The 23,817-nt window shown below is 72.3% G+C and carries 22 protein-coding genes; 12 read left to right on the forward strand and 10 right to left on the reverse strand.

The window, feature by feature from the left end:
* Window positions 1–4 precede the first annotated feature (4 nt).
* Window positions 5–1,522 (reverse strand): M1 family metallopeptidase, encoded by a 1,518-nt coding sequence (locus tag J2X46_RS11560; protein WP_310250369.1) that lies wholly within the window; start codon window positions 1,520–1,522, stop codon window positions 5–7.
* A complete protein-coding gene (locus tag J2X46_RS11565; RefSeq protein WP_310250371.1) occupies window positions 1,519–2,097 on the reverse strand; it encodes an RNA polymerase sigma factor in 579 nt (192 codons plus the stop codon). Before J2X46_RS11565 ends, J2X46_RS11560 begins: the two co-directional genes overlap by 4 nt.
* Before the next feature lie 20 nt (window positions 2,098–2,117).
* Between J2X46_RS11565 and J2X46_RS11570 the strand changes: the two genes are divergently transcribed.
* The gene (locus J2X46_RS11570; RefSeq protein ID WP_310250373.1) at window positions 2,118–3,578 is read left to right on the forward strand and encodes a serine/threonine-protein kinase; all 1,461 of its coding nucleotides are present in this window, start codon (window positions 2,118–2,120) and stop codon (window positions 3,576–3,578) included.
* Window positions 3,579–3,584: 6 nt separating this feature from the next.
* Here J2X46_RS11570 and J2X46_RS11575 read toward each other — a convergent pair whose 3' ends face one another.
* Together J2X46_RS11575 and J2X46_RS11580 are read right to left on the reverse strand one after the other, a co-directional pair.
* The gene (locus J2X46_RS11575; protein WP_310250376.1) at window positions 3,585–4,217 is read right to left on the reverse strand and encodes a hypothetical protein; all 633 of its coding nucleotides are present in this window, start codon (window positions 4,215–4,217) and stop codon (window positions 3,585–3,587) included.
* Window positions 4,218–4,233: 16 nt separating this feature from the next.
* Window positions 4,234–4,887, reverse strand: coding sequence for a hypothetical protein (locus tag J2X46_RS11580; RefSeq protein ID WP_310250378.1), 654 nt, complete (start codon window positions 4,885–4,887; stop codon window positions 4,234–4,236).
* 109 nt (window positions 4,888–4,996) lie between these two features.
* On the opposite strand from J2X46_RS11580, the gene J2X46_RS11585 reads away from it, so the two are divergent.
* The 5 genes from J2X46_RS11585 to J2X46_RS11605 all read left to right on the forward strand — a co-directional run bounded on the left by J2X46_RS11585 (window position 4,997) and on the right by J2X46_RS11605 (window position 11,604).
* On the forward strand, window positions 4,997–6,484 hold the full coding sequence (locus J2X46_RS11585; protein WP_310250380.1) for an amidohydrolase family protein: 1,488 nt from the start codon (window positions 4,997–4,999) through the stop codon (window positions 6,482–6,484).
* A 92-nt stretch (window positions 6,485–6,576) separates the two neighbouring features.
* A complete protein-coding gene (locus tag J2X46_RS11590; RefSeq protein ID WP_310250383.1) occupies window positions 6,577–8,046 on the forward strand; it encodes an aminotransferase class V-fold PLP-dependent enzyme in 1,470 nt (489 codons plus the stop codon).
* Window positions 8,043–9,323, forward strand: a complete 1,281-nt coding sequence (locus J2X46_RS11595; protein ID WP_310250385.1) for a SidA/IucD/PvdA family monooxygenase — start codon at window positions 8,043–8,045, stop codon at window positions 9,321–9,323. The genes J2X46_RS11590 and J2X46_RS11595 overlap by 4 nt, the downstream gene beginning before the upstream one ends.
* Window positions 9,320–9,853: a GNAT family N-acetyltransferase gene (locus J2X46_RS11600; protein WP_310250389.1), complete on the forward strand. Its 534-nt coding sequence runs from the start codon at window positions 9,320–9,322 to the stop codon at window positions 9,851–9,853. The genes J2X46_RS11595 and J2X46_RS11600 overlap by 4 nt, the downstream gene beginning before the upstream one ends.
* The gene (locus J2X46_RS11605) at window positions 9,853–11,604 is read left to right on the forward strand and encodes an IucA/IucC family protein (protein ID WP_310250392.1); all 1,752 of its coding nucleotides are present in this window, start codon (window positions 9,853–9,855) and stop codon (window positions 11,602–11,604) included. Before J2X46_RS11600 ends, J2X46_RS11605 begins: the two co-directional genes overlap by 1 nt.
* Window positions 11,605–11,773: 169 nt before the next feature.
* On the opposite strand, the gene J2X46_RS11610 is transcribed toward J2X46_RS11605, so the two are convergent.
* The gene (locus J2X46_RS11610) at window positions 11,774–12,958 is read right to left on the reverse strand and encodes a helix-turn-helix domain-containing protein (protein WP_310250395.1); all 1,185 of its coding nucleotides are present in this window, start codon (window positions 12,956–12,958) and stop codon (window positions 11,774–11,776) included.
* Window positions 12,959–13,062: 104 nt separating this feature from the next.
* Between J2X46_RS11610 and J2X46_RS11615 the strand changes: the two genes are divergently transcribed.
* The 4 genes from J2X46_RS11615 to J2X46_RS11630 all read left to right on the forward strand — a co-directional run bounded on the left by J2X46_RS11615 (window position 13,063) and on the right by J2X46_RS11630 (window position 17,784).
* Window positions 13,063–14,181, forward strand: coding sequence for a ferredoxin reductase (locus J2X46_RS11615; RefSeq protein WP_310250398.1), 1,119 nt, complete (start codon window positions 13,063–13,065; stop codon window positions 14,179–14,181).
* A 32-nt stretch (window positions 14,182–14,213) separates the two neighbouring features.
* On the forward strand, window positions 14,214–15,449 hold the full coding sequence (locus J2X46_RS11620) for an acyl-CoA desaturase (RefSeq protein WP_310250401.1): 1,236 nt from the start codon (window positions 14,214–14,216) through the stop codon (window positions 15,447–15,449).
* Window positions 15,450–15,975: 526 nt separating this feature from the next.
* The gene (locus tag J2X46_RS11625) at window positions 15,976–16,218 is read left to right on the forward strand and encodes a hypothetical protein (protein WP_310250404.1); all 243 of its coding nucleotides are present in this window, start codon (window positions 15,976–15,978) and stop codon (window positions 16,216–16,218) included.
* 63 nt (window positions 16,219–16,281) lie between these two features.
* The gene (locus J2X46_RS11630; RefSeq protein ID WP_310250407.1) at window positions 16,282–17,784 is read left to right on the forward strand and encodes a hypothetical protein; all 1,503 of its coding nucleotides are present in this window, start codon (window positions 16,282–16,284) and stop codon (window positions 17,782–17,784) included.
* Window positions 17,785–17,855: 71 nt separating this feature from the next.
* On the opposite strand, the gene J2X46_RS11635 is transcribed toward J2X46_RS11630, so the two are convergent.
* Complete coding sequence (locus J2X46_RS11635; protein WP_310250409.1) at window positions 17,856–18,671, reverse strand: maleylpyruvate isomerase family mycothiol-dependent enzyme; 816 nt, start codon at window positions 18,669–18,671, stop codon at window positions 17,856–17,858.
* 124 nt (window positions 18,672–18,795) lie between these two features.
* On the opposite strand from J2X46_RS11635, the gene J2X46_RS11640 reads away from it, so the two are divergent.
* Both J2X46_RS11640 and J2X46_RS11645 read left to right on the forward strand, forming a co-directional pair.
* A complete protein-coding gene (locus tag J2X46_RS11640; RefSeq protein ID WP_310250410.1) occupies window positions 18,796–19,008 on the forward strand; it encodes a DUF6458 family protein in 213 nt (70 codons plus the stop codon).
* An 85-nt stretch (window positions 19,009–19,093) separates the two neighbouring features.
* Complete coding sequence (locus J2X46_RS11645; protein ID WP_310250411.1) at window positions 19,094–20,419, forward strand: FlgD immunoglobulin-like domain containing protein; 1,326 nt, start codon at window positions 19,094–19,096, stop codon at window positions 20,417–20,419.
* Here the strand turns inward: J2X46_RS11645 and J2X46_RS11650 are convergent.
* The 4 genes from J2X46_RS11650 to J2X46_RS11665 are packed head-to-tail and all read right to left on the reverse strand — an operon-like array spanning window position 20,414 to window position 23,740.
* Window positions 20,414–21,019 (reverse strand): response regulator transcription factor, encoded by a 606-nt coding sequence (locus tag J2X46_RS11650; RefSeq protein ID WP_310250412.1) that lies wholly within the window; start codon window positions 21,017–21,019, stop codon window positions 20,414–20,416. The genes J2X46_RS11645 and J2X46_RS11650 overlap by 6 nt on opposite strands.
* Window positions 21,016–22,080 (reverse strand): sensor histidine kinase, encoded by a 1,065-nt coding sequence (locus J2X46_RS11655; RefSeq protein WP_310250414.1) that lies wholly within the window; start codon window positions 22,078–22,080, stop codon window positions 21,016–21,018. The genes J2X46_RS11650 and J2X46_RS11655 overlap by 4 nt, the downstream gene beginning before the upstream one ends.
* Window positions 22,077–22,862 (reverse strand): ABC transporter permease, encoded by a 786-nt coding sequence (locus J2X46_RS11660; protein WP_310250415.1) that lies wholly within the window; start codon window positions 22,860–22,862, stop codon window positions 22,077–22,079. The genes J2X46_RS11655 and J2X46_RS11660 overlap by 4 nt, the downstream gene beginning before the upstream one ends.
* The gene (locus J2X46_RS11665; protein WP_310250418.1) at window positions 22,859–23,740 is read right to left on the reverse strand and encodes an ABC transporter ATP-binding protein; all 882 of its coding nucleotides are present in this window, start codon (window positions 23,738–23,740) and stop codon (window positions 22,859–22,861) included. Before J2X46_RS11665 ends, J2X46_RS11660 begins: the two co-directional genes overlap by 4 nt.
* Between the last annotated feature and the right edge of the window lie 77 nt (window positions 23,741–23,817).

The following is a 23,817-nucleotide window of genomic DNA, read 5'->3' on the forward strand; positions in this document are numbered from 1 at the left end:
GGGCTCAGGCCTTCGGCACGCCCGGCTTCGGCGTCCGGCGCCCGGTGATCCAGGCGTCGAAGAAGCCCGACAGGTCGCGGCCGGTCTCCTTCTCCCAGTGGGCGAAGATCTGCTCGCGCGTGACCGACGTGCCGTCGTGCTGGGTCAGCCACGACCGGGCGATCCGGTAGAACTCGTCGTCGCCCAGCTCGACCCGCAGCTCGTTCCACATCAGGGCGGGCGAGGTGTAGATGTTCGACCCGCCGAACTGGCGCGGGTCGTAGTCACCGGGAGGGCCGTACTCGTCGCGCAGCGCCTGGTCGGCCGCGCGGCCGTTGTTGACGCTCACCCGCATCGGCTGGATGTCGTGCTCGTCCTGGTAGACCCACTGCATCAGCATCGTCATGCCCTCGTTGAGCCAGACGTCGCGCCAGTCGGCGGGCGACACCTGGTCGCCGTACCACTGGTGCACGAGCTCGTGGGCGATGACCGCCGGGGAGAGGACGTAGTCGTTGTTGCCCAGCGTGACCATGGTCTGGGTCTCCATGGCGCTCATCGAGTCGGTGACGACGAGGCCGAGCGAGTCGAACGGGTAGGGGCCGAGCTTGGACTCGATCCAGTCGATCGACGCGGCGCCGGTCTGCACCTGGTCGAGGTGCTGCGCCATCCCGCGCGGGGTCCAGTAGTCCACGCGCATGCCGCTCGCGGTCGTGTTGCTGCTGTGGGCGTAGTCGCCGATCGCGAGCGTGATGAGGTACGACGACGCCGGCTCGGTGAGCTGCCACGACGTGGTGGTGCCGTCGTCGTCGCTGGTGAGCTCGGTGAGGTGGCCGTTGGAGATGCCGGTCCACGGCGCGGGTGCGTGGATGGTGACGTCGTAGAGCGCCTTGTCGGACGGCTGGTCGTTGACGGGGTACCAGGTGTAGGCGCCGTAGGGCTCCTGCATGGTCCACACCTCACCGGTGTCGGTGATGGTGAAGCCGGTCGTGGAGAAGTCCTGCCGGGTGGTCGGCGCCGGGGCGGGCTCCGGCGTGCCGACGTAGTCCATGCTCAGCTGGTAGCGCTGGTCGGCGGTGATCGGCGCCTTCACCACGAGGTTCTTGCCGCGTCGCGCGAAGCCGACGACCTCCCCGTCGATCGACACCTCGCCGACCGTCAGCCCCGGGCCGAGGTCGAGCTGGAAGCGCGGTGCCTTGCGGGTCGCGCGGAAGTCGATGACCGCCTCGCCCTCGAGCCGCTTGTCGGTCGGGCTCCAGGTGAGGTCGAGGTCGTAGAGCAGTGCGTCCACGCGCGGGTCGCCGACGTCGGGGTAGACGCTGTCCTCGACGGGCTTCGAGAGTGCGAGGTCGAGGTCCTGCTCGACGGCGTCGGTGACCGGGGCCGGCGACGTCGGCGCGACGGCGTCCTCGGTCGGGTCGCTCGCGGCCGCGGAGGACGACGGCGGCGTGAGCTCGTCTGCGGCGTCCTGCTCGGTCGAGCACCCGGCGAGGACGCCGGTCGCGACGAGGAGGGCCAGGGCGGCGCGGCCCCGGCGTGGCGTCATCTCTCGCCCCGCAGCAGCGGGCGGGCGAGCTTGCGGCCGTGGTGGATCTGCGCCTTCACGGTGCCGAGCGGCGCGTCGACGAGGGCGGCGATCTCGTCGTAGGGCAGGCCGTAGACGTCGCGGAGGAGCAGCGGCTCGACGAACTGCGGGTGGTCGCGCTCGATCGTCTCCATCGCCTCGAGGAGGTCGAGGCGGGTGCCCGCGATCACCGACGTCGTACGCGGGTCGGGGCGGTCGTGCGAGCCGTCCTCGAAGTCGGTCGGCGTGGCCAGGTTGCGCAGCCGGCGGTAGGTCGTGCGCGCGCTGTTGACGGCGACGATGTGCAGCCAGGTGGTGAACCGGCCGCGCCCGCCCCAGGAGTCGATCCTGGTCGCGACGTTGAGCATCGCCTCCTGGCAGGCGTCCTCGGCGTCGCCGGAGTAGGGGAGGACCCCGCGGCAGATGTTCAGCACCCGCGGACGCACGTCGGCCAGCAGCCGTTCCAGCGCGTCGCGGTCGCCGTCACGGGCCGCTCGGGCCAGTTCGTCGATGTCGTCCGGCGCCAGTGCGGCCCCGCCGTCCCCCGAATAGCTCACGGCTGCACGATAATGCCCGGGTGTCTGCTCCCTCTCGTCTCGGTCGGTATCCGGTGCGCCGTCGCATCGGGTCCGGAGCCTTCGCGACCGTCTGGCTGGCCTACGACGAGCACCTCGACTCGCCCGTCGCGATCAAGGTCCTCGCGGACAACTGGACCGGTGACCTCCACATCCGGCAGCGATTCCTGGAGGAGGGCCGCTTCCTCCGCAAGGTCGAGTCGCCGCACGTGGTGACCGTCTACGACGCCGGCGAGCTCGCCGACGACCGCCCCTACCTCGTGATGGCGTACGCCGACCAGGGCACGCTGGCCGACCGGCTCGAGCTGTCCGCCCTGGAGCCCGCGCAGGCGCTGACCGTCATCTCCCAGGTCGGGCGAGGCCTCACCGCGCTCCACGACCGCGGTGTGCTGCACCGCGACATCAAGCCCGCCAACGTGCTGTTCCGAACGATCGAGAACAGCCGCGGCTCGCAGGTGGTGGCGATGGTCGGCGACCTCGGTCTGGGCAAGGCGATGGACATGTCGTCGCGGCTGACGATGGTCGGCGGCACCCCGACCTACGTCGCGCCCGAGCAGGCCCTCGGTGAGGGCCTCGACCCGCGCGCCGACCAGTTCTCGCTGGCCGCGCTGAGCTACTACCTGCTGGCCGGTCGCCAGCCCTACGACCACAAGACGCTCGCCGCGGCCGAGGACCCCGAGCCCCCGCCGCCGATGGACCTCGCGAGCACGGGCGCGGAGACGGTGATCCGCAAGGCGCTGTCGAAGGACCGCGACGACCGCTACCCCGACATCGAGTCCTTCACCGCCGCACTCGTGGACTCGCTGGGCGGCGAGATGGACGAGGCGCCGCAGGCCTGGATGCCGGTCGACCCGGAGCTCACCCAGGCCGGCGCCAGCCCCCAGCGCACCGGCCTGATCGACAGCCTCCCGCCGATCCCCGACGCCGCGCGCCGTCGTCGTACGTGGCCGTGGATGGTGGCCGGGCTGCTCGCGCTGGTCGTCGGCGGAGGCGGCGGCTGGGCGCTCGAGCGGGCGGCCACCACCGACCGCAGCCTCGACGACGCGACCGGGACGATCTCGGTCACCGTGCCGGAGGCATGGACCGCACAGGTCGACCCCGATCAGTGGATCCCCACCGAGGGCCAGCGGGAGCAGCCCGCGATCTCCGCGGGCACGCGCTCGGGCTGGAACACCAGCGCCGACCCGGCCCCCGGCGTGTTCGTGGGACTGCTCCAGGGGGAGAAGCTCCCCACACGGGTTCCGCAGCACCCCGACTGCGAGCGGTCGCGCTCGCCGATCTTCGACGAGCGCGACGGCGACCGCTTCATGACGGTGTTCTTCGACGGGTGCCCCGGCGCCGACCTCACCGTCGAGCGGGTGGTCCAGGTCAACGAGAGCCAGCTGCTGTGGGTGCAGGTGCGCAGCGACGACCGCGCCACCGCCAACCGCGTGCTCGACTCGGTCCGGACGTCGGGGGTCTGAGGGCCCTCAGCCCAGCTCCATGCCCGCGGCGACGCGGGCGATCAGGTCGGCCATGCCCGCGTCGTCGACCTTGCGTCCGGTCACCGCGATCTCGACCTGCGCGTTGTCCGACCCGGTGAGGTCGAGCCAGGTGAGGTAGCCGTGGCGGAGGTGGTTGGACGTGACGAAGGTGAAGTGGAGGCTGTCGTCGGTCTGGTCGAGGATCGCGAGGTTGGTCTCGTCCTCGTCCAGCTCGGCGATCCGGTTGTCGAGGGTCCAGCTGATCGAGCGCCGGTTGCTCAGCACCTGCTCGACGCGCAGGACGTAGCCGAAGTCGGGCTGGTCCGGCGGGCGCCACTGCCACTCGTTGAGGGAGTTCACGAAGAAGTCCCAGCCCTTCGGCCGCGGCAGCGTCATCCGGAAGTCGCCGCTGCCCACGCTCTGCCGCACCAGGTCGAGCGACGGCTCCAGCGGCTCGGTCTGCGGGTCGGGCAGCAGCTCGGGCACCGGGTCGACCGGCAGGCTCGGTGACAGCGCGGCCACGGGCGTCGCCGTACCGCTGCCGGGCGGGTGCTCGGCGACCGCGAGGGACACCCCGAAACCTGCAGCGGCGCCCAGCACCAGCAGCAGGCCCACGAGCATCAGCCCCCGCGTCCTCACCGCACAGATCCAACCACTACTCGACCGGCCCGCTCGTGGCGCCGCGCATGCCCTCCGCCACCCGCTGGATCAGGTCCCTGGTGCCGGGGACGTCGCGCTCGCGACCGTGGACGACGATCTCCACGTCGGCCTGGCCGCTGGCGTCGAGGTCGAGCCAGCGCATGAAGCTGTGGCGGGCGTTGCCCTCGTTGCTGCGGTAGGTGTACTCCAGCGAGCTCGCGCCGCGGTCGACGATGACCACGTCCTCCTGCTCGGCACGCAGCCGCTCGACGCGGATGTCGATCGCGTCCTCGATGGTGATGTCCTGGCTGTCGATCTGCTCGACCCGCATCACGTAGCTGTTGTTGGAGGTGCCCGGCGCCTTCCACTTGGTCTCGTTGGAGGCGTTGGCGTTGGTGCGCCATCCCCGCGGCACCGGGAAGAAGATCTCGAACTTGCCGCTGCCCATGTTGCCGGTGGTCATCGCGACGCCGGGCTCGAGCGCGGGGTCGTCCGGGTCGGGGGTGTAGGGCTTGGGCGCCTGGACCGGGAAGTCCGGCTCGCGGGCCACCACCGGTGCAGGTACGCCGGTGCCGATCGTGGTGTCGCGGGTCTGCCCGGATGCGGCGTATCCCGCTCCTGTGCCGACGGCCAGGAGCGCGACCAGCACCACAGGCCCCCGCCATCCCATGGAGGGGAGTCTAGGAGGCCGGGCGCTGGTCTGGTCCACTCCGCAACCCCGGTGCGTCCTCCAGCGGGGTCGCGGTGGCGGCCTGACCCACACCTCCTACGGTGGCCCCATGCTCCTGCGCAACGTCCGCCTGGTGGCGGTGACCGAGCACGCGCCCGCACCGGTCGACGTGCGGGTCGAGGGCGGGCGGGTCGTCGAGGTCGGCCCGGACCTGGCCGCCGGCGTGAGCGAGTCGTCGTACGACACCGGGGGTGGGTGGCTGATGCCCGGCCTCTGGGACCAGCACGTCCACCTCGGGCAGTGGACGCTGGCGTCCGCGCGGCTCGACCTCGCGTCTGCGCGCTCCAGCGCCGACGCGGTGGCGCTGGTCGGCGAGCGGCTCGAGCAGTGGCCCGACCTGCCGGTCATCGGCTGGGGCCATCGGCCGACCGCGTGGCCGGACAACCCCACCGTCTCTGACCTCGACGCGATCTCGACCGACCAGCCGATCGTGCTGATCGCGGGCGACGGCCACCACGGCTGGCTCAACACCATGGCGCTGCACATGCTCGCCCTGCCTATCCGCGACAGCGTGGTCAGCGAGGCCGAGTGGTTCCAGGCCTACGGCCGGCTCGGCGCCATGGTGGGCTCCGACGGCACCAGCCCGGAGGCCTACCGACGCACCATGGAGGCCGCGGCCGCGCAGGGCGTGGTCGGCCTGGTCGACCTGGAGTTCAGCGGGGGCGTCGCCGACTGGGCGGAGCGCTGGGCAGGCGGCGCCGACCTGCTGCGCATCCGCCACGCCTGCTACGCCGACGGCCTCGACGACGTGCTGTCGCGCGGGCTGCGGTCGGGCGACCCGCTCGACGGTGACCCGCGCCTGACGATGGGGCCGCTGAAGATCATCAGCGACGGCTCGCTCAACACCCGCACGGCCTGGTGCTGCGAGCCGTATGCCGAGAAGGCAGTCCCCGGGTTCGAGGAGGGCCAGCCCAACCAGACGCCGGCCGAGCTGCGCGACCTGCTCGCGCGGGCCGCTGCCGGCGGGCTCGACGTGGCGGTGCACGCGATCGGCGACCGCGCCGTCACCGAGGCGCTCGCCGCCTTCGCCGACACCGGCGCCCGCGGCGGCATCGAGCACGTGCAGCTCACCACCCGTGATGACGTACGACGGATGGCGGCGCTCGGCGTGCGCGCCAGCGTGCAGCCCGCCCACCTGCTCGACGACCGCGACGTCACCGAGCGGCTGTGGCCGGGCCGGGCCGAGCGCTGCTTCCCGCTGCGCTGGATGCTCGACGACGGCGTCGACGTGGTGCTCGGCTCCGACGCGCCGGTCTCGCCGCTCGACCCGTGGCTGGCGATCGCGGCCGCGGTGCACCGCTCCGGCGACGACCGTGAGCCGTGGCACCCCGAGCAGTCGATCACCGCGCGCGAGGCGCTCGCCGCCTCGACCGACGGCTGGGGCACCGTCGCGGCCGGCCACCCGGCCGACCTGGTGCTGCTCGACGCCGACCCGCTCGCGGGGGAGTCCGACGAGGCGCACGGCCACGCCCTCCGTGACTTCGCCGACCACGTCGTGGCGACCTGGGTCGCCGGGGACGAGGTCTTCAGGAGGTAGCCGACCGGCATGTGACACGGGCCACCTAGCCAACCCGGACGATGTGAGTAAGGTAAGCCTTACCTAATCCCTCCGTCTCGGGAGCTACGCACGTGGGCGCACCCTGGCAGCACCTCTTCCACCCGGCCAACGCCGACCGCTACCGGCAGGCCGTCGGCTCGGCCGTCGACCACCTCGTCGACCACCTCGGCGGCACCGCCGGCCGGCCGCTCACCGGGATCACCCCGCGCGAGGCCGCCGAGCGGGTCGCGGCCGTCGACCTCGACCGGCCGCTCGGCGCCGGGCCCGACGCCCTCGCGGAGCTCTCGCGGCTGTGGCTCGACGACGCGATCTGGTTCCACGAGCCGACCGCCGCGGCCCACCTCAACTGCCCCGTGGTCATTCCTGCGCTGGCCGCCGAGGTCTTCATCAGCGGCGTGAACTCCAGCCTCGACACCTTCGACCAGAGCGCCGGCGCCACCTTCATCGAGCGGCACCTCGTCGACTGGACCGCCGCCCGCATCGGGTACGACGACCAGGCCGACGGCATCTTCACCACGGGCGGCACCCAGTCCAACCTCCAGGCGCTGCTCCTGGCCCTCGGCCAGCAGGCCGCGCCCGCCGAGCGGCTGCGCATCTTCGCCAGCGCCGACGGCCACTTCTCGGTGCAGAAGGCCGCCCGGATGCTGGGCCTCGGCGACGCCGCCGTCGTACCGGTGCCGGTGGACCTCTCGCGGCGGATGGACCCCGCGGCGCTGTCGACCGCCCTGTCCGACAGCGTGGAGCGCGGCGACGTACCGATGGCGGTGGTGGCCACGGCCGGCACCACCGACTTCGGTGCGATCGACCCGCTCCCGGAGGTCGCAGCCCTCGCCCGGGCCTACGGCGCGTGGTTCCACGTCGACGCCGCCTACGGCGGCGGCCTGCTGGTCTCGCCGCGTCGGCGCGACTGGCTCGAGGGCATCGAGCTCTCCGACTCGGTGGCCGTCGACTACCACAAGACCTGGTTCCAGCCGGTCTCGTGCAGCGCGCTGCTCGTGCGCGACGGCGCGACCCTGGGGCACGTCACGTGGCACGCCGACTACCTCAACCCCAAGGACTCCGCGCACCCCAACCAGGTCGACAAGAGCCTCCAGACGACCCGCCGGTTCGAGGCGCTCAAGCTCTGGATGTCCCTGCGGGTGATGGGCGCCGACGCGATCGGCGAGCACCTCGACACCGTCATCGACCTGGCCGACGCGGTCGCCGCCGAGCTCACCGCGATGCCCGACATCGACGTCGCCGCGGCCCCGCAGCTCAGCACGATCGTGTTCCGCTCCTGCCCGCCCGGCGTGGCCGACGAGGCGGCCCTCGCCGCCCTCAACGCGGCGATCCGTGCGGAGCTCTTCGACGACGGCCGGGCGCTGGTCGCCGCCACCAAGGTCGACGGCCGCAGCTACCTCAAGCTCACGCTCCTCAACCCGATCGCGACCGTCGACGACGTGCTCGGGGTCGTGGAGATGGTGCGTGGGGCGGGGCGGCGGATCGCCGGGGAGTCCGCAGCCCCGCGGGCGCCCCGCCAGCGGCTGGCGGTGGCGCGATGACCACGACCCACGACCTGCTCGGCATCGGGCTCGGCCCCTTCAACCTGGGCCTGGCCTGCCTCGCCGACCCGATCGACGACCTCGACGCGGTCTTCCTCGACGCCGCCGACGGCTTCTCCTGGCACCCCGGGATGATGCTGCCCGACGCGACGCTCCAGGTGCCGTTCATGGCGGACCTGGTCACGCTGGCCGACCCGACGTCGCGCTTCTCCTACCTGGCGTTCCTCAAGGACATCGGCCGGCTCTACCCCTTCTACATCCGCGAGAGCTTCTACCCCCTCCGCCGCGAGTACGACGACTACTGCCGGTGGGCGGCCGACCGCCTCGACTCGGTCCGCTGGGGCGAGCGCGTGATCGCCGTCGAGCACGACGGCGAGGCCTACGTGGTCCGGTCCGCGACCGGCAGCAGCTGGCGGGCCCGGCACCTCGCGCTCGGCACCGGCACCGAGCCGAGGCTGCCGTTCGGCGTCGAGGGTCCGGCGCTGCACTCCGCCGACTACCTCGCCCGCAAGGAGTCGCTGCTGGCCAGCGGCTCGGTCACCGTCGTCGGCAGCGGCCAGAGCGCTGCGGAGGTCTACGCCGACCTCCTGGCCGAGCAGGAGCACCACGGCTTCGAGCTCATCTGGATCACCCGGTCGCCGCGGTTCTTCCCGATGGAGTACACCAAGCTCACGCTCGAGATGACCTCGCCCGAGTGGTCGTCGTACTTCCAGGCGCTGCCGGCGCCGCGCCGCTCGGAGGTGCAGGCCGGCCAGGCCGCGCTGTCCAAGGGAATCAGCTCCGAGACGATCAACGCGATCTTCGACGAGCTCTACCGCCGCGAGGCCACCGGCGGCGTCGACACCACGTTGCTCACCGCGACCGAGGTGAGCGCCGCGCACTGGGACGGCGAGCGCTTCGCCCTCGACCTGCGGCACACCGAGCAGGGGACGACCGGCCGGCTCACGACCGAGTCCCTGGTGCTCGCCACGGGCTACGCCCCGCGGGTGCCCGACTTCCTCGAGCCGGTCCGCGACCGGATCCGCTGGGACGAGCGCGGCCGCTTCCTCGCCGGCCCGACCTTCGCCGTCGACCACGCCGACGCCGAGGTCTTCGTGCAGAACGCCGAGGAGCACACCCACGGCTTCGTCGCGCCCGACCTCGGTATGGGCGCGATGCGCAGCTCGGTGATCCTCGCGCAGGTCCTCGGCCGCGAGCCGTACGCCGTGGAGAAGCGGATCGCCTTCCAGGAGTGGGGCATCCCCGACCGCTACCGCTTCCCCGTGGAGGCGTCGTGAGGCTGACGATCGAACCCCTCGACCACACTCGCGACCTCGCCCTGCTGCACGCCTGGGTGACACACCCGCGCTCGGTCTTCTGGGGCATGCAGGGCGCGACCCTCGAGCAGGTGCACGACGAGTACGCCCGGATCGCCGACGACCCGCACCACCACGCGCTGCTCGGCCGCGCCGACGGCGAGCCGGCGTTTCTGATGGAGCGCTACGACCCCGCCCACTCGCCGCTGGCCGGGCTCCCCGAGCTGCAGCCCGGCGACGTCGGCATGCACGTGCTCGTCGCCCCGACCGACCGCCCGGTCCATGGCTTCACCGCCGCGGTGATGCGCCGGGTGATGGAGGAGTGCTTCGCCGACCCAGCCGTGCAGCGCGTGGTCGTCGAGCCCGACATCCGCAACCAGAAGATCGCCGCCCTCAACGCGGCCGTCGGCTTCGTCGTCGCCCGCCCGGTCGAGCTGCCCGACAAGACCGCGGCGCTGAGCTTCTGCAGCCGCGCCGACTTCACCGCATCCGCCCTCGGAGGAGCAGCCTGATGATCGACCTCACCACCCACCTGACCCCGGAGACCATGGCGCGCGCCCATCGCCACCTCGTCGCCAAGGCGATTGCCGAGTTCAGCCACGAGCGGCTGCTCGCACCGGTGCCGGACGGCGACGGCTGGCGGCTCGATCTCGGTGACTCGACCTGGACGTTCACCGCGCGCCGGCACCCGCTGGAGCACTGGGTCGTGGACCCGGGCTCGATCGAGCGCACCGTCGACGGCGCGCAGCGAGGCGTCGACGCCCAGGACTTCGTCGTCGACTGCAATGACGTGCTCGGCATCCCCGACCACCTGCTGCCGGTCTACCTCGAGGAGATCGCGGCGACCCTCGCCTCCGGCGCCTGGAAGCTCACCCACCACGCGCTCTCCTCGGCCGACCTCGTGCACGCCGGCTACCAGGAGATCGAGGCGGCGATGACGGAAGGACACCCCGGTTTCGTGGCCTGCAACGGCCGCATCGGCTTCGGGGTCGACGACCACGCCGCCTTCGCGCCGGAGACCGGGGCGGACGTGCGCCTGTGGTGGGTCGGCGTACGGCGTGACGAGGCGCAGCTGTCGCTGTCGGCCGGTCGCTCCGAGGAGCAGCACTACCGCGACGAGCTGGGCGAGGAGGTGCTGGTCGACCTCGAGAAGCGGCTGCGCGACCTCGGCCTCGACCCGGCCGACTACCTCTACCTCCCCGTCCACCCCTGGCAGTGGACCAACCGGCTCGCGATCACCTTCGCGCCCGACGTCGCCCGGCAGGCGCTCGTGCCGCTCGGGGAGGTCGACGCTGCCCACCGCGCGCAGCAGTCGATCCGCACCTTCTTCCCGGTCGACCACCCCGAGCGGTCCTACGTGAAGGTCGCGCTCGCGATCCAGAACATGGGCTTCCTGCGCGGCCTCTCGCCCGCCTACATGGCCGGCACCCCCGCGATCAACGACTGGGTGCACGAGCTCGTTACCGGGGACGAGGAGCTCTCCGCACTGGGCTTCACGGTGCTGCGCGAGCATGCCGCGATCGGCTGGACGGGCGACGCCTACCACCGCCTCCGGGTCACCTCGCCCTACCGCAAGATGGTCGCCGCGCTCTGGCGCGAGAGCCCGGTCCCGCAGCTCGCCGAGGGGGAGCGGCTGGCGACCATGGCCTCGCTGCTGCACCGCGACGCGGCCGGGGTGCCGCTGGTTGCCGAGCTGGTCGCTGCCTCCGGCGTCGACGCGACCACGTGGGTGGCGACGTACCTCCGCGCCTACCTGCGCCCGGTCGTGCACTGCCTCCTCGCCCACGACCTGGCGTTCATGCCGCACGGGGAGAACCTCGTGATGGTGCTGCGCGACCACGTGCCGGTACGGATGGTCATGAAGGACATCGGCGAGGAGGTCGCCGTGCTGACCGACCGCCCGCTGCCCGAGGAGGTCGAGCGGATCCGCGCGGTCGTCTCGCCCGACATGGCGGCGCTCGCGATCCACACCGACGTCTTCGACGGGTTCCTGCGCCACCTCGGCGCGATCCTGTCCGAGGCCGGGCTGCTGTGCGACCACCACTTCTGGGCGCTCGTGCACGACTGCGTCGCCGGCCACCTCGCCGACCACCCGGAGCTCGCTGCCGAGGCGGAGGCGTACGACCTGCTGCGCGAGGAGTTCGCCCACAGCTGCCTCAACCGGCTCCAGCTGCGCAACACGCTCCAGATGGTCGACCTCGCCGACCAGGCCGAGTCGCTGATCTTCGCCGGCACGCTGGCCAACCCGGCTGCCCGCGGGTGAGCGCCCGCCATCCGACCTTCTGCGACCGGTGGTCCACCTACATTTCCGGGCCGCCGAAGGGAGGTGGACCACCGCCGACGGCCGTGTCGCGGCGCGCCACGCCGATGGGCGGTGATGGACCTACCTTTCCGAGCCGCCGAATGTAGGTGGACCACCGCCCAACCGCGGCTCAGGCGAGCGCGAGCGTCGCGTCGAGCACGAAGGCGGGGTCCTCGAGCCGGTCGCCGTAGACCTCGCGCAGCTGCTGGACGCGGTAGCGGACGGTCTGGGCGTGGACGAAGAGCTCCTCGGCGACCGCGTCGCGGCGGCCGTGGTGGAGCAGCCAGCTGCGGAGCGTGTCGGTGAGCTTCTCGGCGGTCGAGGGACGCAGGTCGGCGAGCGGCGCGAGCACCCGGGCGCGCAGGTCGGCGCGGGCGTCGGCGTCGGCGGCCAGCAGCAGGGCAGCGAGGTGCTCGTCGGTGTCGACGAGGCCCGCGATCTCCAGCGCGGTGCACCGCAGCGCGCGGCGGTACGACGCCGACGCCTCGAGCCACGCGGTGCTCGGCCCGACCACCGCGTCGGTGCCCCGCAGCGCCCGCAGCAACGTACGACGCGCAGTGGCCGACCCCGTGCTCGGCACGAGCAGCGAGGCATGGCCCTCGGGCAGCCCGGGCACGTCGTCGGTCGGCTGGAGGGTCCGCGGGTCGAGCGCGGTCAGGGCGTGGGAGACCTGCGACTCCGGCAGCACCACGGCGGTCAGCGCGCCCGGGGGCTCCCAGTCGGCGCGCTCGGCTGCGGCGTTGATCGCGTCGGCCGGGGCGCCGGTGAGCAGGGCCCGCGCCAGTCGCTCGAGGTTGCGCTGCCGCACGCGGCCGCTGCTCTCCAGCTCGTCGGTGTGCCCGGCGACGGAGGCCGCGGACAGCTCGTCGATGTAGGCGAAGACGAGCTCGGCGAAGCGAGAGAGCTGTTCGGCGCCGATCCCCGCCTGGACTGCGGCGTCGGCCATGTCGCGCCACGAGGTGCGCGCGCCGACCCGGTAGGCGGCGAGCAGCGCCTCGACGGTCCGGCCGCTGCGGGCCTCGCCCCGCCCGAGCTGGTAGGCGCCCTCCATGGCCGGCGCCTTCGGCGGCGCGTTGCCGTCCTGCCGGGTGGCGAGCGTCAGGAAGCCGCCGAGCGCGAGCTGCACCGCGTTGCGGATCACCTCGCCCATCCGCCCGCTGAACGCGCCGGCATAGCTGGGCACCTCGTCGATGATGGTCAGCACGACCCGGTCCGCGACCTCGGCGAGCCGGGTGCGCAACGCCTCGGCCACCTGGGGGTCGAGGCCGACCACGGTCTGCATTTGTATGGTCGGACGCACAGGTGGGGTGGACATCGGGGGCTCCTGACGTGGCTTTTGTTCGCAGCGAACAAGAGTCTACCGCGGATTCACGTGCCCAGAGCAGGCAAGCGGGCGCCCGGTCCGGGACATTTGGTGTCATGAGCACGACTCTCGAGCCGCCGGTGCGCGGCGCCCGCGTCCGCGACCAGCTGGTCCGCGTCGCCGAGGCCGCCACCACGCCGTACCTCCCGGCCGACTTCATGGACCTCTTCGCGCCCCTGCGCTCCGGCGCCGACCTGCGCGGTCGCATCGAGTCGGTCCACCCCGAGACCGCCGACGCCGCCACCATCGTGATCCGCCCCGGCGCGGACTGGGCCGGCCACGTGCCGGGCCAGTACCTCCGCATCGGCATCGACGTCGACGGAGTGCGCCAGTGGCGCGCGTACTCCCTGACCCACGGCCCGCGCCGCGACGGCCGCATCTCCATCACCGTCAAGGCGGTGCCGGACGGCCTGGTCAGCAACCACCTCGTCCACGAGGCCCGCCCGGGCACGCTGGTCCACCTCGAGCAGGCGGCCGGCGAGTTCGTCCTCCCGCCCGCGGGTGGCAAGTTCCTCATGGTCACGGCCGGCTCCGGCATCACCCCGGTGATCGGCATGCTGCGCAACCTCTACCCCAGCACCGACGAGGGCGTGCTCCGTCTGCCCCGCAGCGAGGTGCACGACATCGTCGTGGTCCACGTGGCTCCGAGCCGCCCCGACTCGATCTTCATCCGCGACCTCGAGGCGCTCGACGCAGCGGGCGCGATCCGCCTCGTCGCGAGGTACGACGACGAGCACGGCGTCCTCGACGTCGACGACCTCGCCGCCCTGGTCCCCGACCTCGCCGAGCGCCAGACCCTGGCCTGCGGGCCGGCCGGCCTGCTCGACGCCCTCGCCGACCACCACGACGCCGCAGGCCTCACCCTCACCACCGAGCAGTTCCGCACCGCGCGCGTCGAGCCGGGCGACGGCGGCACGGTGACCTTCGCCTCCGGCACGACCCTCGACCTCGACGGCGCCACGCCGATCCTCGATGCGGCCGAGGAGGCCGGCATGTTGATGCCCAGCGGCTGCCGGATGGGCATCTGCATGGGCTGCGTGATCCCGCTGCGCGAGGGCAGCGTCCGCGACCTGCGCAACGGCGCGATCACCACCGCCGTGCCCGGCGAGACCGGCGACATCAAGGTGCAGACGTGCATCAACGCCGCCGCTGGCCCCTGCCACATCGACCACTGACCAGACCTCCCTCACACCCCCAGGAGATCGACATGACCACCGTCCAGAAGAAGGCCGTCCTCGGCCAGACCAACCCGATCGCGCACCTCACCGAGGCCGACATCGAGCAGATCGGCATCGAGCTCGACGCCATCCGCCAGGAGGTCCTCGACACCCGCGGCGCCAACGACGCGGCGTACATCCGCCGGGTCATCGACACCCAGCGCAAGATCGAGCTCGGCTCGCGCGCGGTGCTGCTGTTCAGCGCCTTCCCGCCCGCCTGGATCCTCGGCACCGCCGGCCTGAGCATCTCCAAGATCCTCGACAACATGGAGATCGGCCACAACATCCTCCACGGCCAGTGGGACTGGATGCGCGACCCGAAGATCCACTCCTCGACGTGGGAGTGGGACATGGCCTCGCCGGCCGAGCAGTGGAAGCACAGCCACAACGAGCTGCACCACACGTACACGAACGTCATCGGCAAGGACAACGACCTCGGCTACGGCATCATGCGCGTCGACGAGGACCAGACCTGGACCCCGGCCTCGCTGGCCCAGCCGATCTTCTGCTTCATCAACGCCGTCTTCTTCGAGTACGGCATCGCCGCTTACGACCTCGAGCTCGGCGCCGTCATCAAGAAGAAGCAGACCAAGGACCCCGAGTTCCGCCGTCGCGCCAAGGCCGTCCTCGGCAAGATCCGCAAGCAGGCCACCAAGGACTACGTCGTCCACCCGCTCCTGTCGCTGCCGACCGGCTCCTTCCTTCCGACGCTCGCCGCGAACTTCACGGCCAACGTCGTGCGCAACCTCTGGTCGAACTCCGTCATCCTCTGCGGCCACTTCCCCGAGGGCGTCGAGACCTTCGAGAAGCGCTCGATCGAGGGCGAGACCAAGGGCGAGTGGTACGTCCGCCAGATGCTCGGCAGCGCCAACATCTCCGGCTCGAAGTTCCTCCACCTGATGACCGGCAACCTGTCGCACCAGATCGAGCACCACCTCTTCCCCGACCTGCCGTCCAACCGCTACGGCGAGATCGCGCCGAAGGTGCAGGCGCTCTTCGAGAAGTACGACCTCACCTACTGCGCGCGCCCGATGCCGCAGCAGGTCTACTCGGCCTGGCACAAGGTCGTGCGCCTCTCGCTCCCAAACGGCTGGCTCGCCACCACCAACGCGAAGAACGCCCCGCAGCAGCTGGGCATCCTCTACAAGATGGCCACCGGCGACCGTCGTACCCGTCGCCTGCTGGGCCGCAAGCTCGAGAGCGAGGCGCGCGCCGCCGCTGCGTGAGCCCCTCCACCCGGGAAATCGCCGATCCGGACAATCCGTAGTCCTGCGGATGTATCAGATCTCCCCTCCGGACATCCTTGATGTCGACACCGCGCCCGGCTCGGGGGTGCCGGGCGCGGTGACGGGGGAAGGTTCCGGGGGGAAGCACCATCCGGGGGAGCAATGGGGGAGAGATGGACGTGCGCATGACGAGCAGGACCGCCACCACGGGGGCGAACCGATGATCCGCGTCGGTTCGGTGGGGCGGCCGCTCCAGGAGGACACCGGTCGGGTCGTGGTCTACGTGCCGCGCCCGAGGGGGACGGTGGCCAACGAGATGCCGGCATTCCCGGCAGCCTGAGGGCCCTGCGCGTCAAGCACACGTCAACTCGTCACTGAGGGACGGTCCTGGTCTGGACCGTCCCTCAAGACTTTTCGCAGGCTTCGTCCAGCCCATTCCCCACCGCCCAGATCGGCTCCTAGCCTTTCGTCCGAGGCGATCCGTGGGGGGTCGCCTGGTGGTGGGGACCAGAGGGGGTTCGCCGACATGCGCGACCACAGCTATGAGACTGCGGACATTTCCGGACGGCTTGCCGAGCTCGAACGGCTCACGGGGACGATGCTCCCGCAGCGTGAGCCCGAGGTGATCGCGATCCCGGAGGCGACACGCCCTCTGATTCCCGTCCCCCGCCGGTCGCGGGTCTTCCTGCGACACGGCGAGGGCCACGGCTCCTTCGCCGACCTGACACTGACTGCGCCGGTCGTGCCGCACCGCCACCGCCAGGACTGAGCGGTCGCTCCGGAGCCGTTGCGCCTCCCGGATCCACGCCTGCTGCTGACCTAGAGTCAGCCGGTGATCTGGGTGGTGGGGGCGCTTCTGCTTGCCTGGATCGCGTGGGGACCGGTCGTCCTGGTCCTCGCCGCGGCGGCGTTGCTCGTGCCGCGCCTGCGCTGGTGGGTGCAGGACCGGCTCTACATCGAGCCGCGGATCGCCCTTCGTGCCGCGGGAGCGGCCGTGCTGCTGGCGGGCGTCGTCCTGGTCGTCCCCGACGGCTGGCTCCCGATCCCGCAGGCGCCCGGAGTCTTCGCCGGACCGTCGTACGTCGGTCGCCCGGCGACCCCGCGCGCGATCACCTCCGAGCTGCCGCAGAACCCGCAGCTGCCCGCTGTCGCCCCCGCGGCACGGCCCGGGCCGCTCGGCCTACAACCCGAGGTCGAGACGTCGTGGTTCGGCCTGCAGCGGTGCAGCCGGCTCGAGGTGACCTCCACCGACCTGCTCGTCGCGCTGTGCGGCGACCGGTCGGGGCCGAGCCTGCGCCTCGTCGACGCCGACACCATGCGACCGCGCGCGACCAAGGACCTGCCCGCCGCCGACGACCGCTCCTCCTGCGAGGCCGACCCGCTCTACCTCGACGCCCAGGACCGGGCGGTCGTGGCGACGACCGACCGCAGCGTGCTGGTCGTCGGCACGGCCTCCGGGAAGAAGGTCGGGCTGCACACCGAGACGACCTGGGACCTCAAGCCCTACGTGCCGTACGCCGACTGCCTGGTCGCCCTCGCACCCGACTGGGCCGGCCGCGTGTGGTGGGCGTCGGCGAAGGGACTCGTCGGCACCATCGCGCCCGACACCGGCGACGTACGCGTGCTGGACCTCGACGAGGGCGTCGCGCACGGCTTCGCCGCCGACGCCGACGGCGGCGTGATCCTCGCGACCGACCAGGCCGTGCACCGGCTGTCCGTCTCTGACGACGGGTCGCCGCAGGTGGTGTGGACGGCCGCGACCGACCACGCCAGCGGCACGACCCCGGTGCTCGTCGACGGCGGCGCGGTCGCGGTCACCGAGACGGTGAAGGGGCAGCTGTCCGTGGTCTTCCTCCAGCGGGGCACCGGCGAGGAGGTCTGCCGCCAGGCGGTCTTCGAGAAGGACGAGGGCGCGGCCGACGCCGCGCTGGCTCCCGTCGGTCCCGGCGTCGTGGTGACCAACGACCACGACTACTCCTCGCCCCGCAGCACCCTCCTCGGCTTCACCAGCAGCCACGGCATCGCCCGCGTCGACCTGGTCGACGGGTCCTGCGCCGAGCAGTGGACCAGCGACCAGGTCGCGCCCGGCTCCGGCGCCGTGGCGAGCTGGCCCAACGGCCTGGTCTACGCCTGGACCAAGCGGCCGTCGCTGCTCGGCGTCAGCGCCTGGTACGTCACCGGGCTCGACGCCGCGACCGGCCGCAGCATGTGGAGCGTCCGTGCCGGCACCGGCCTCCTCGCCAGCAGCTTCGGCTCCGAGCTCACCGTCGGGCCGGGCGGCTCGGTGTGGATGGGCACGATGGCCGGCCTGGTCCGCGTCACCGACCGCAGCTGAGCCGATGTCTGAGGACGTGGTGAACGGATCCGACGGCCGATCCCGACCATGACGTCCTCAGATATCGGGGGTCAGGGCGTGATGCCCATCGAGGCGACGACCCGCTCGCCGAGCTCCAGGTCCCCCGTCATCCGTACGACGCCGGGCTCGGCGGGGCGACGCCCACCGGCCAGCACGATGAAGGTCTCCCGGTCGGTGGTGAGGGTGACGGTCGGCTCGCCGTCCTCCGGGCCAGCCGGTCGCCCGCGCCCGTCCTCGCCGACGACGGCGGTCACCGGGTCGTGCCCGTCCACCTCGAGGCGTACGACGCTGCCCACGGGCGCCTGCGCGCGCTTGGCCACGACGAACGGCAGGCTCTCCATCAGGTAGCCGGCGCTGTGCACCGCGGGCGCGGAGTCGAGGTTGCCGGGCATGTCGAGCGCACGCCGGACGTCCTGCTCGTGCATCCAGACGTCCAACGGTCGGTTGCGCAGCAGCAGCCCGGTCGTCCAGCCGATGGCGCCGAAGGCCCCGGGTGCGGGCGCGGCCGGGTCGGTCGGCGGGTCGGCCAGCAGCTGCGTGTGCCGCGCGGTGGTGGACTCGCGGATCTCGGTGATCAGCGCGTCGGCGCTCTCGCCGCGACGGGCGACCACGCCCTGCTCGGTGAACTGGCCCATCATCCCGCGGGCGTGCGGGGCGTCGCCGACCTCGACGTCGTCGTGCGGCCGTCCGGCGAGCAGCGACTCGAGGTGGGCGGTGTGCGCGGCGATCGCGTGCACGTCCCAGCCGGGCAGGTCGGTCGGGGTCGCCCACTGCTCGTCACCGACGTGCTCCAGGAGCCGCGTGAAGGAGTCGACCGCCTCCCACCACACGGCGACGAGCGAGCTGAGGCGATCGGCATCGGTCATGGAGGAGAGGGTAGGCCCCACCCTTGCGGGGGAGCGGGGTGCACTGTTCGCGCGTCCGGAGGCCCTACGCTGCCGAGGACGGTCGGGCCCGAGCCGACCGGCACCACCTCACGAAGGAGTTCTCATGGGTATCGGACTGGGCATCCTGCTTCTCGTCATCGGCCTGATCCTCCTCTTCGCGATCAAGGAGTTCCCCGCGTCGGTGCAGGACGTCGTCGACCCGGGCACGGTCGGCTGGATCCTCGTCATCGCCGGCGTGCTCGCGCTGGTCCTCGGCCTGGTGATGAACAACCAGCGCTCGAAGACCACCCACGTCGAGGAGCGCCGCGACCTCTGACCCCGGCAACTTTCCGGCCTACCCCTGCGTCGTAGCATCGTCCGCCGCTCGCGCCCGCGACGGCACGTCCCAACGGGGGTTCGCAGTGGTACGTCGTCTCGTCCAGGCCGTGGTCGCGCTGGGGCTGCTCGCCCCCGCCCTCGTCGCCGTCGCACCAACGGCCAACGCGACGCCGGGTGACCTGACGGTCCACGTGCCCCGGGCCTTCTCGCCCAACGGTGACGGCCGCAAGGACGAGGCGAAGGTGACCTACGACCTGCCTGAGACGGGCACCGTCAAGGTCGTCGTCATGCAGGGGATCCCCGGCGAGACCGTCGCCGTCGCGAAGCTCGGCCGACAGGGGCGCGGCAGCCACGAGTGGCGGTGGGACGGCCGCGGCAAGGGCGGCGCGAAGGTCGCGGACGGCTCCTACTACGTGAACGTCACGCTCACCACCGCCGACGGCACGACCGTGAAGCCCTACCGCCGGCCGCGCACCCGGGTCGACACGGTCTTCAGCGGCGGGGTCTGGCCGCGCACCGACTGGTCGCTGCGCGAGGGCAAGGCACTCCCCGTCTACCCGCGCACCTCCGTCGTGCGCGACGCGGTGAGCCTGCGCCCGCTGGTGCAGGAGAAGGCGCGCTGGGCCGACCTGGTGATCAAGGACGCCCGGGGCCGCACGGTGCTGTCCCAGGACGTCACCGATGCGCGCGACGCCACCTACACCAACGCCGACTACGGCAAGGAGCACCCCGACGACGTCGTGTGGACCGCCAGGCTGCACGGGAAGCCGCTGCCCGCCGGCCGCTACCGCGCCTTCATCCGCGGCCGCGACAGTGTCGGCAACACCAACCGCACGCCCGCCTACCCGCTCTGGGTCTCCCGCGAGGCACTCGAGTGGCGCGAGGCCACCCGTGTGGTGACCGCGTCGGAGAGCCGCACCCCGGTCTGCGGGTTCCTGTCCACGGCCAACGGGTGCGGGGAGGAGCCGCAGCCCTGTGGTCAGGTCGTGCCCAGCACGCTCCTGACCGGCGGGCTCAGCTACCGCTCGGCCCAGTGCGCACCCGGCGCCAACGGTCGCAGCGAGGCCTGGTCGCTCCACTACCTCCCGGTGCCCGAGACCGCTGGCGTGCGAGGCGTCGGGTCCGCCAAGGTCGCCTTCGCCGGTCGCCCGACGGCCGACGGCGACACCGACCAGGGGACGTTGTCGGTCTGGCGCGAGGACTTCTCGCTGCCGGACGTGGACGTCACCGGCTCGACTGCGGCCGAGACGCCCTGGGTGGACTGCCCGCGCGGCTGCCGCGGGATCGACGCCTACGACGAGTCCTACGACCCGGGCGTGATCTGGTCGTTCATGACCACCGGCACCGACTCCGTCGACATCGGCACCTTCACCGTGACCGTGCGCTACCTGGCCGTCCCCGGCTCATAGCCAGCCGCGGTCCTGGGCGATCCGCGCGGCCTCGCTCCGGGTGGTCGCGCCGGTCTTGCCGATGGCTGCCGAGAGATGGTTGCGCACGGTGCCCTCCGACAGGTGCACCCGGGCGGCGATCGTCGCCACGGGGGAGCCGTCGAGGGCGTGGGTGAGCAGCTCGCGCTCGCGGTCGGTCAGCGGGCTCGGGCCGTCGATCAGCGACTCGGCGGCGAGGTCGGGGTCGATCACCCGCAGCCCGGAGTGCACCCGGCGTACGGCGTCGGCGAGCTGGCGGGCCGGGGTGTCCTTGACGACGAAGCCGGAGGCGCCGGCCTCGATCGCCCGGCGGACGTAGCCGGGGCGGCCGAACGTCGTCACGATCAACGAGCGCACGCCGGGCAGCTCACGTCGTACGGCGGCAGCGGCGTCGATGCCGTTGAGGCCCGGCATCTCGATGTCGAGCAGGCACACCTCCGCGCCCGAGGTGCGGGCCGCGTCGACCACCTCGTCGCCGCGGCCGACCTGCGCGACCACCTCGAGGTCGGCCTCGAGGTCGAGGAGCGCCGCCAGGGCGCCCCGCACGAGCGCCTGGTCGTCGGCCAGGAGCAGCTTGATCACGGAAGTCCCACCTCCACTCGGGTGCCGGGCGTGGTCGGGGTGACGCTGAGGGTGCCGCCGGCGCCGCTGACCCGCTCGCGCATGCCGCGCAGGCCGTTGCCCTCGGGCCCGCTGAGACCGGCGCCGTCGTCGGTGACGGCGATCCCTGCGGCGCTGAGCTCGATGGTGACGCACTGCGCCCGCGCATGACGTACGACGTTGGTGACCGACTCCCGCAGCACCCACGCGAGCAGCGCCCGGTGGCGCGGGTCGGTGTCGGCGACCTCGCCGACCACCTGCGTGCGGACACCCGCGTCGGCCAGCACCCGCGGAGCCGCGAGGAGCTCGGCCTCGAGGTTGCCGGCGCGCAGGCCGCCGACGGTGGCGCGCACCTCGGCCAGCGCCTGGCGGGCCGTGGCCTGGATCGACTCCAGCTCCGCCTTGGCCCGCTCCGGGTCGACGTCAACCAGGCGGGCCGCGAGCTCGGCCTTCACCGACAGAGCGGTGAGGGAGTGGCCGAGCACGTCGTGCACGTCGCGGGCGACCCGCTCGCGCTCGGCCACCATGGCGTACTCGTTCCTGGCGTCGGTCGCGACCTGCTCCCGCTCGCCGAAGATCCGGAGGATCACGCCGCCGAGCATGATCGGCCAGAACATGAGGAAGAGGTAGGGCGGGAACCCGTCGACGCCGAACAGCGAGATGAGCGGCACGACCACCCAGAACGCCACGGCCCACTTCCAGGCGGGCGACGGCAGCTCGAGCGCCGAGAGCATCGCGAGGTAGGGCGTGTACGAGACCGCCTCGATGCCGATCACGGGGACCGTCGCGAGGGCGAGCGCGACCATCAGTGCGAGGAAGAGCCAGGGACGGCGGCCGTGGCTGGCGTACCCGAGCACGTTGGACACTGCGAAGCCGACGATGCACAGCAGGCACAGCACCTTGACCGCAACGGGCTGGTCGGCGTCGAGGACCGCGATGGTCGGGTAGATCAGGAAGACCAGCCAGATCGACGCGAACGCCCAGCCCCACTTCTCCCAGGGGTTGGTGGGGAGGGCGTCCGAGACGTTGCCGGTGCCGGTCACGTCCGCGCCCGGCTCCGGCGTACTCCCCACAGGGCCAGCAGGGAGAAGATGACCGTCCACGCGAGCACGTTAGCGACCGGCAGCCAGAGGGGGTCGCGGCCGCCCATCGGGAGGTGGCCCTCGGTGAGCGGGAAGCGGGCCAGCGCGGCGTACCCGTAGAGCGGGGTGAGCCGGCCGATGTCGAGCAGCAGGCCGCTCATCGGCGTGAAGACGTTGCCGAGGAAGGCCATGATCACGATCATGCCCGAGGCGATGCCGGTGGCGTTGGGACCGCGGAAGGCCAGCGACACGGCCAGGCCGTAGATCGCGAACAGCGCCGACCCGAGCCACACCAGCACGGCCGCCAGCACCCAGTCGCTGGCGTCGCCGCGCGCTCCGGTGGCCGCGCCGATCGCGAAGATCAGGGCGACCGGCATGAGCGCGACGACCATCGCGATGCCGGCCTTGGCGGCCACGAACGCGAGCGGGCGCATCGGGGTCAGCCCGAGCTGGCGGCCCCAGCCCATCACCTGCTCGGTCGCCGCGCTGCCGGCGACGCCCGTGGTCGCGGTGACAGCGCCGTAGGAGGCCATCGAGATCATGACGTACATCGCCACGTTGCCGCTGCCGACCTGCTCGTCCGAACCGAGGCCGAAGACGAGGAACATGAAGGTGGGCAGGCCGACGATGAAGAACATGCCGAACCTGTCGCGCAGCTGGCGGCGCAGGTCGAGCCGGGCGTAGGTGAGCATGTCGGGCCTCGGCGCCGTGCGGACGTCGGGATGAACCAGCTGGGCAGTCATCGGATGGCTCCTTCGAGGATCGAGTCGACCGGCGTCTCCGCGGTCAGGGCGAGGAAGGCCGCCTCCAGGCTGGCGGCGGAGACCTCGAGGTCGGTGACGCCGAGCGGTGCCAGCGCCTGCTGCACGCTGGCGAGCCACGCGGGGTCGATGCCGTCCGACCCCACGACCCCGGCCGGCGGACGGAACGTGAGCGTGCGGCCGCCATAGGCAGCACGTACGTCGGTGGTGGCGGCGTCGTGGACGATCCGGCCGTGGTTCATCAGCACGGTCCGCTCGGCGAACTCGTCGGCCTCGGCGAGGTAGTGGGTGGCGAAGACGATCGTGCGGCCGTGGGCGGCGTCCTCGCGCATCGCCTGCCAGAACTCCTGACGGGCGCCGACGTCCATGCCGGTCGTCGGCTCGTCGAGGATCACCAGGTCGGGGTCGGGCACGAGCGCGAGCGCGAACTTCAGCCGCTGCTGCTCGCCGCCCGAGCACGCCTCGACCCGGCGGCCGGCCAGCTCGGTGAGCCGCGCCCGCTGGAGCACGACGTCGACCCGGTCCTGGCGGCCGTGCAGGGCGGCGATCGCCCGGACCGTCTCCTCGACGGTGAAGTCGTTCAGCAGCCCGCCGGTCTGCATCACCGCCGACACCCGGCCCGCGCGCACCGCGGCGCCCGGCTCGACGCCGTACACCTCGAGGGTGCCGGCGTCGGGGCGGGTCAGCCCGAGGAGCATGTCGACGGTGGTCGTCTTGCCGGCGCCGTTGGGGCCGAGGAACGCGACGATCTCGCCGGGCTGGATGGTCAGGTCGACGTCGTCGACGGCGACGACGGGCGTGCCGTCGGCCTGGCGGAACTCCTTGCGCAGGCCGGTGGCGTGGATGGCTGGTGTGCTCATGGCACCAGCCTCACGGCCGGAGCAGCTCCGTCCCGGGTGGAGTTGTCACGAGCTCCCCGTGACACCTGTCATCGACT

Origin of the sequence: Nocardioides sp. BE266, assembly GCF_031457855.1 — a bacterium.
Lineage (GTDB): Bacteria > Actinomycetota > Actinomycetes > Propionibacteriales > Nocardioidaceae > Nocardioides.

Coding starts and splice junctions, on each gene's coding strand:
- J2X46_RS11580 (WP_310250378.1), bottom strand. CDS start 4,887: ATGGGATGGCGGGGGCCTGTGGTGCTGGTCGCGCTCCTGGCCGTCGGC.
- J2X46_RS11610 (WP_310250395.1), bottom strand. CDS start 12,958: ATGTCCACCCCACCTGTGCGTCCGACCATACAAATGCAGACCGTGGTC.
- J2X46_RS11660 (WP_310250415.1), bottom strand. CDS start 22,862: ATGACTGCCCAGCTGGTTCATCCCGACGTCCGCACGGCGCCGAGGCCC.
- J2X46_RS11640 (WP_310250410.1), top strand. CDS start 18,796: ATGGGTATCGGACTGGGCATCCTGCTTCTCGTCATCGGCCTGATCCTC.
- J2X46_RS11665 (WP_310250418.1), bottom strand. CDS start 23,740: ATGAGCACACCAGCCATCCACGCCACCGGCCTGCGCAAGGAGTTCCGC.
- J2X46_RS11595 (WP_310250385.1), top strand. CDS start 8,043: ATGACCACGACCCACGACCTGCTCGGCATCGGGCTCGGCCCCTTCAAC.
- J2X46_RS11620 (WP_310250401.1), top strand. CDS start 14,214: ATGACCACCGTCCAGAAGAAGGCCGTCCTCGGCCAGACCAACCCGATC.
- J2X46_RS11615 (WP_310250398.1), top strand. CDS start 13,063: ATGAGCACGACTCTCGAGCCGCCGGTGCGCGGCGCCCGCGTCCGCGAC.
- J2X46_RS11635 (WP_310250409.1), bottom strand. CDS start 18,671: ATGACCGATGCCGATCGCCTCAGCTCGCTCGTCGCCGTGTGGTGGGAG.
- J2X46_RS11625 (WP_310250404.1), top strand. CDS start 15,976: ATGCGCGACCACAGCTATGAGACTGCGGACATTTCCGGACGGCTTGCC.
- J2X46_RS11560 (WP_310250369.1), bottom strand. CDS start 1,522: ATGACGCCACGCCGGGGCCGCGCCGCCCTGGCCCTCCTCGTCGCGACC.
- J2X46_RS11605 (WP_310250392.1), top strand. CDS start 9,853: ATGATCGACCTCACCACCCACCTGACCCCGGAGACCATGGCGCGCGCC.
- J2X46_RS11585 (WP_310250380.1), top strand. CDS start 4,997: ATGCTCCTGCGCAACGTCCGCCTGGTGGCGGTGACCGAGCACGCGCCC.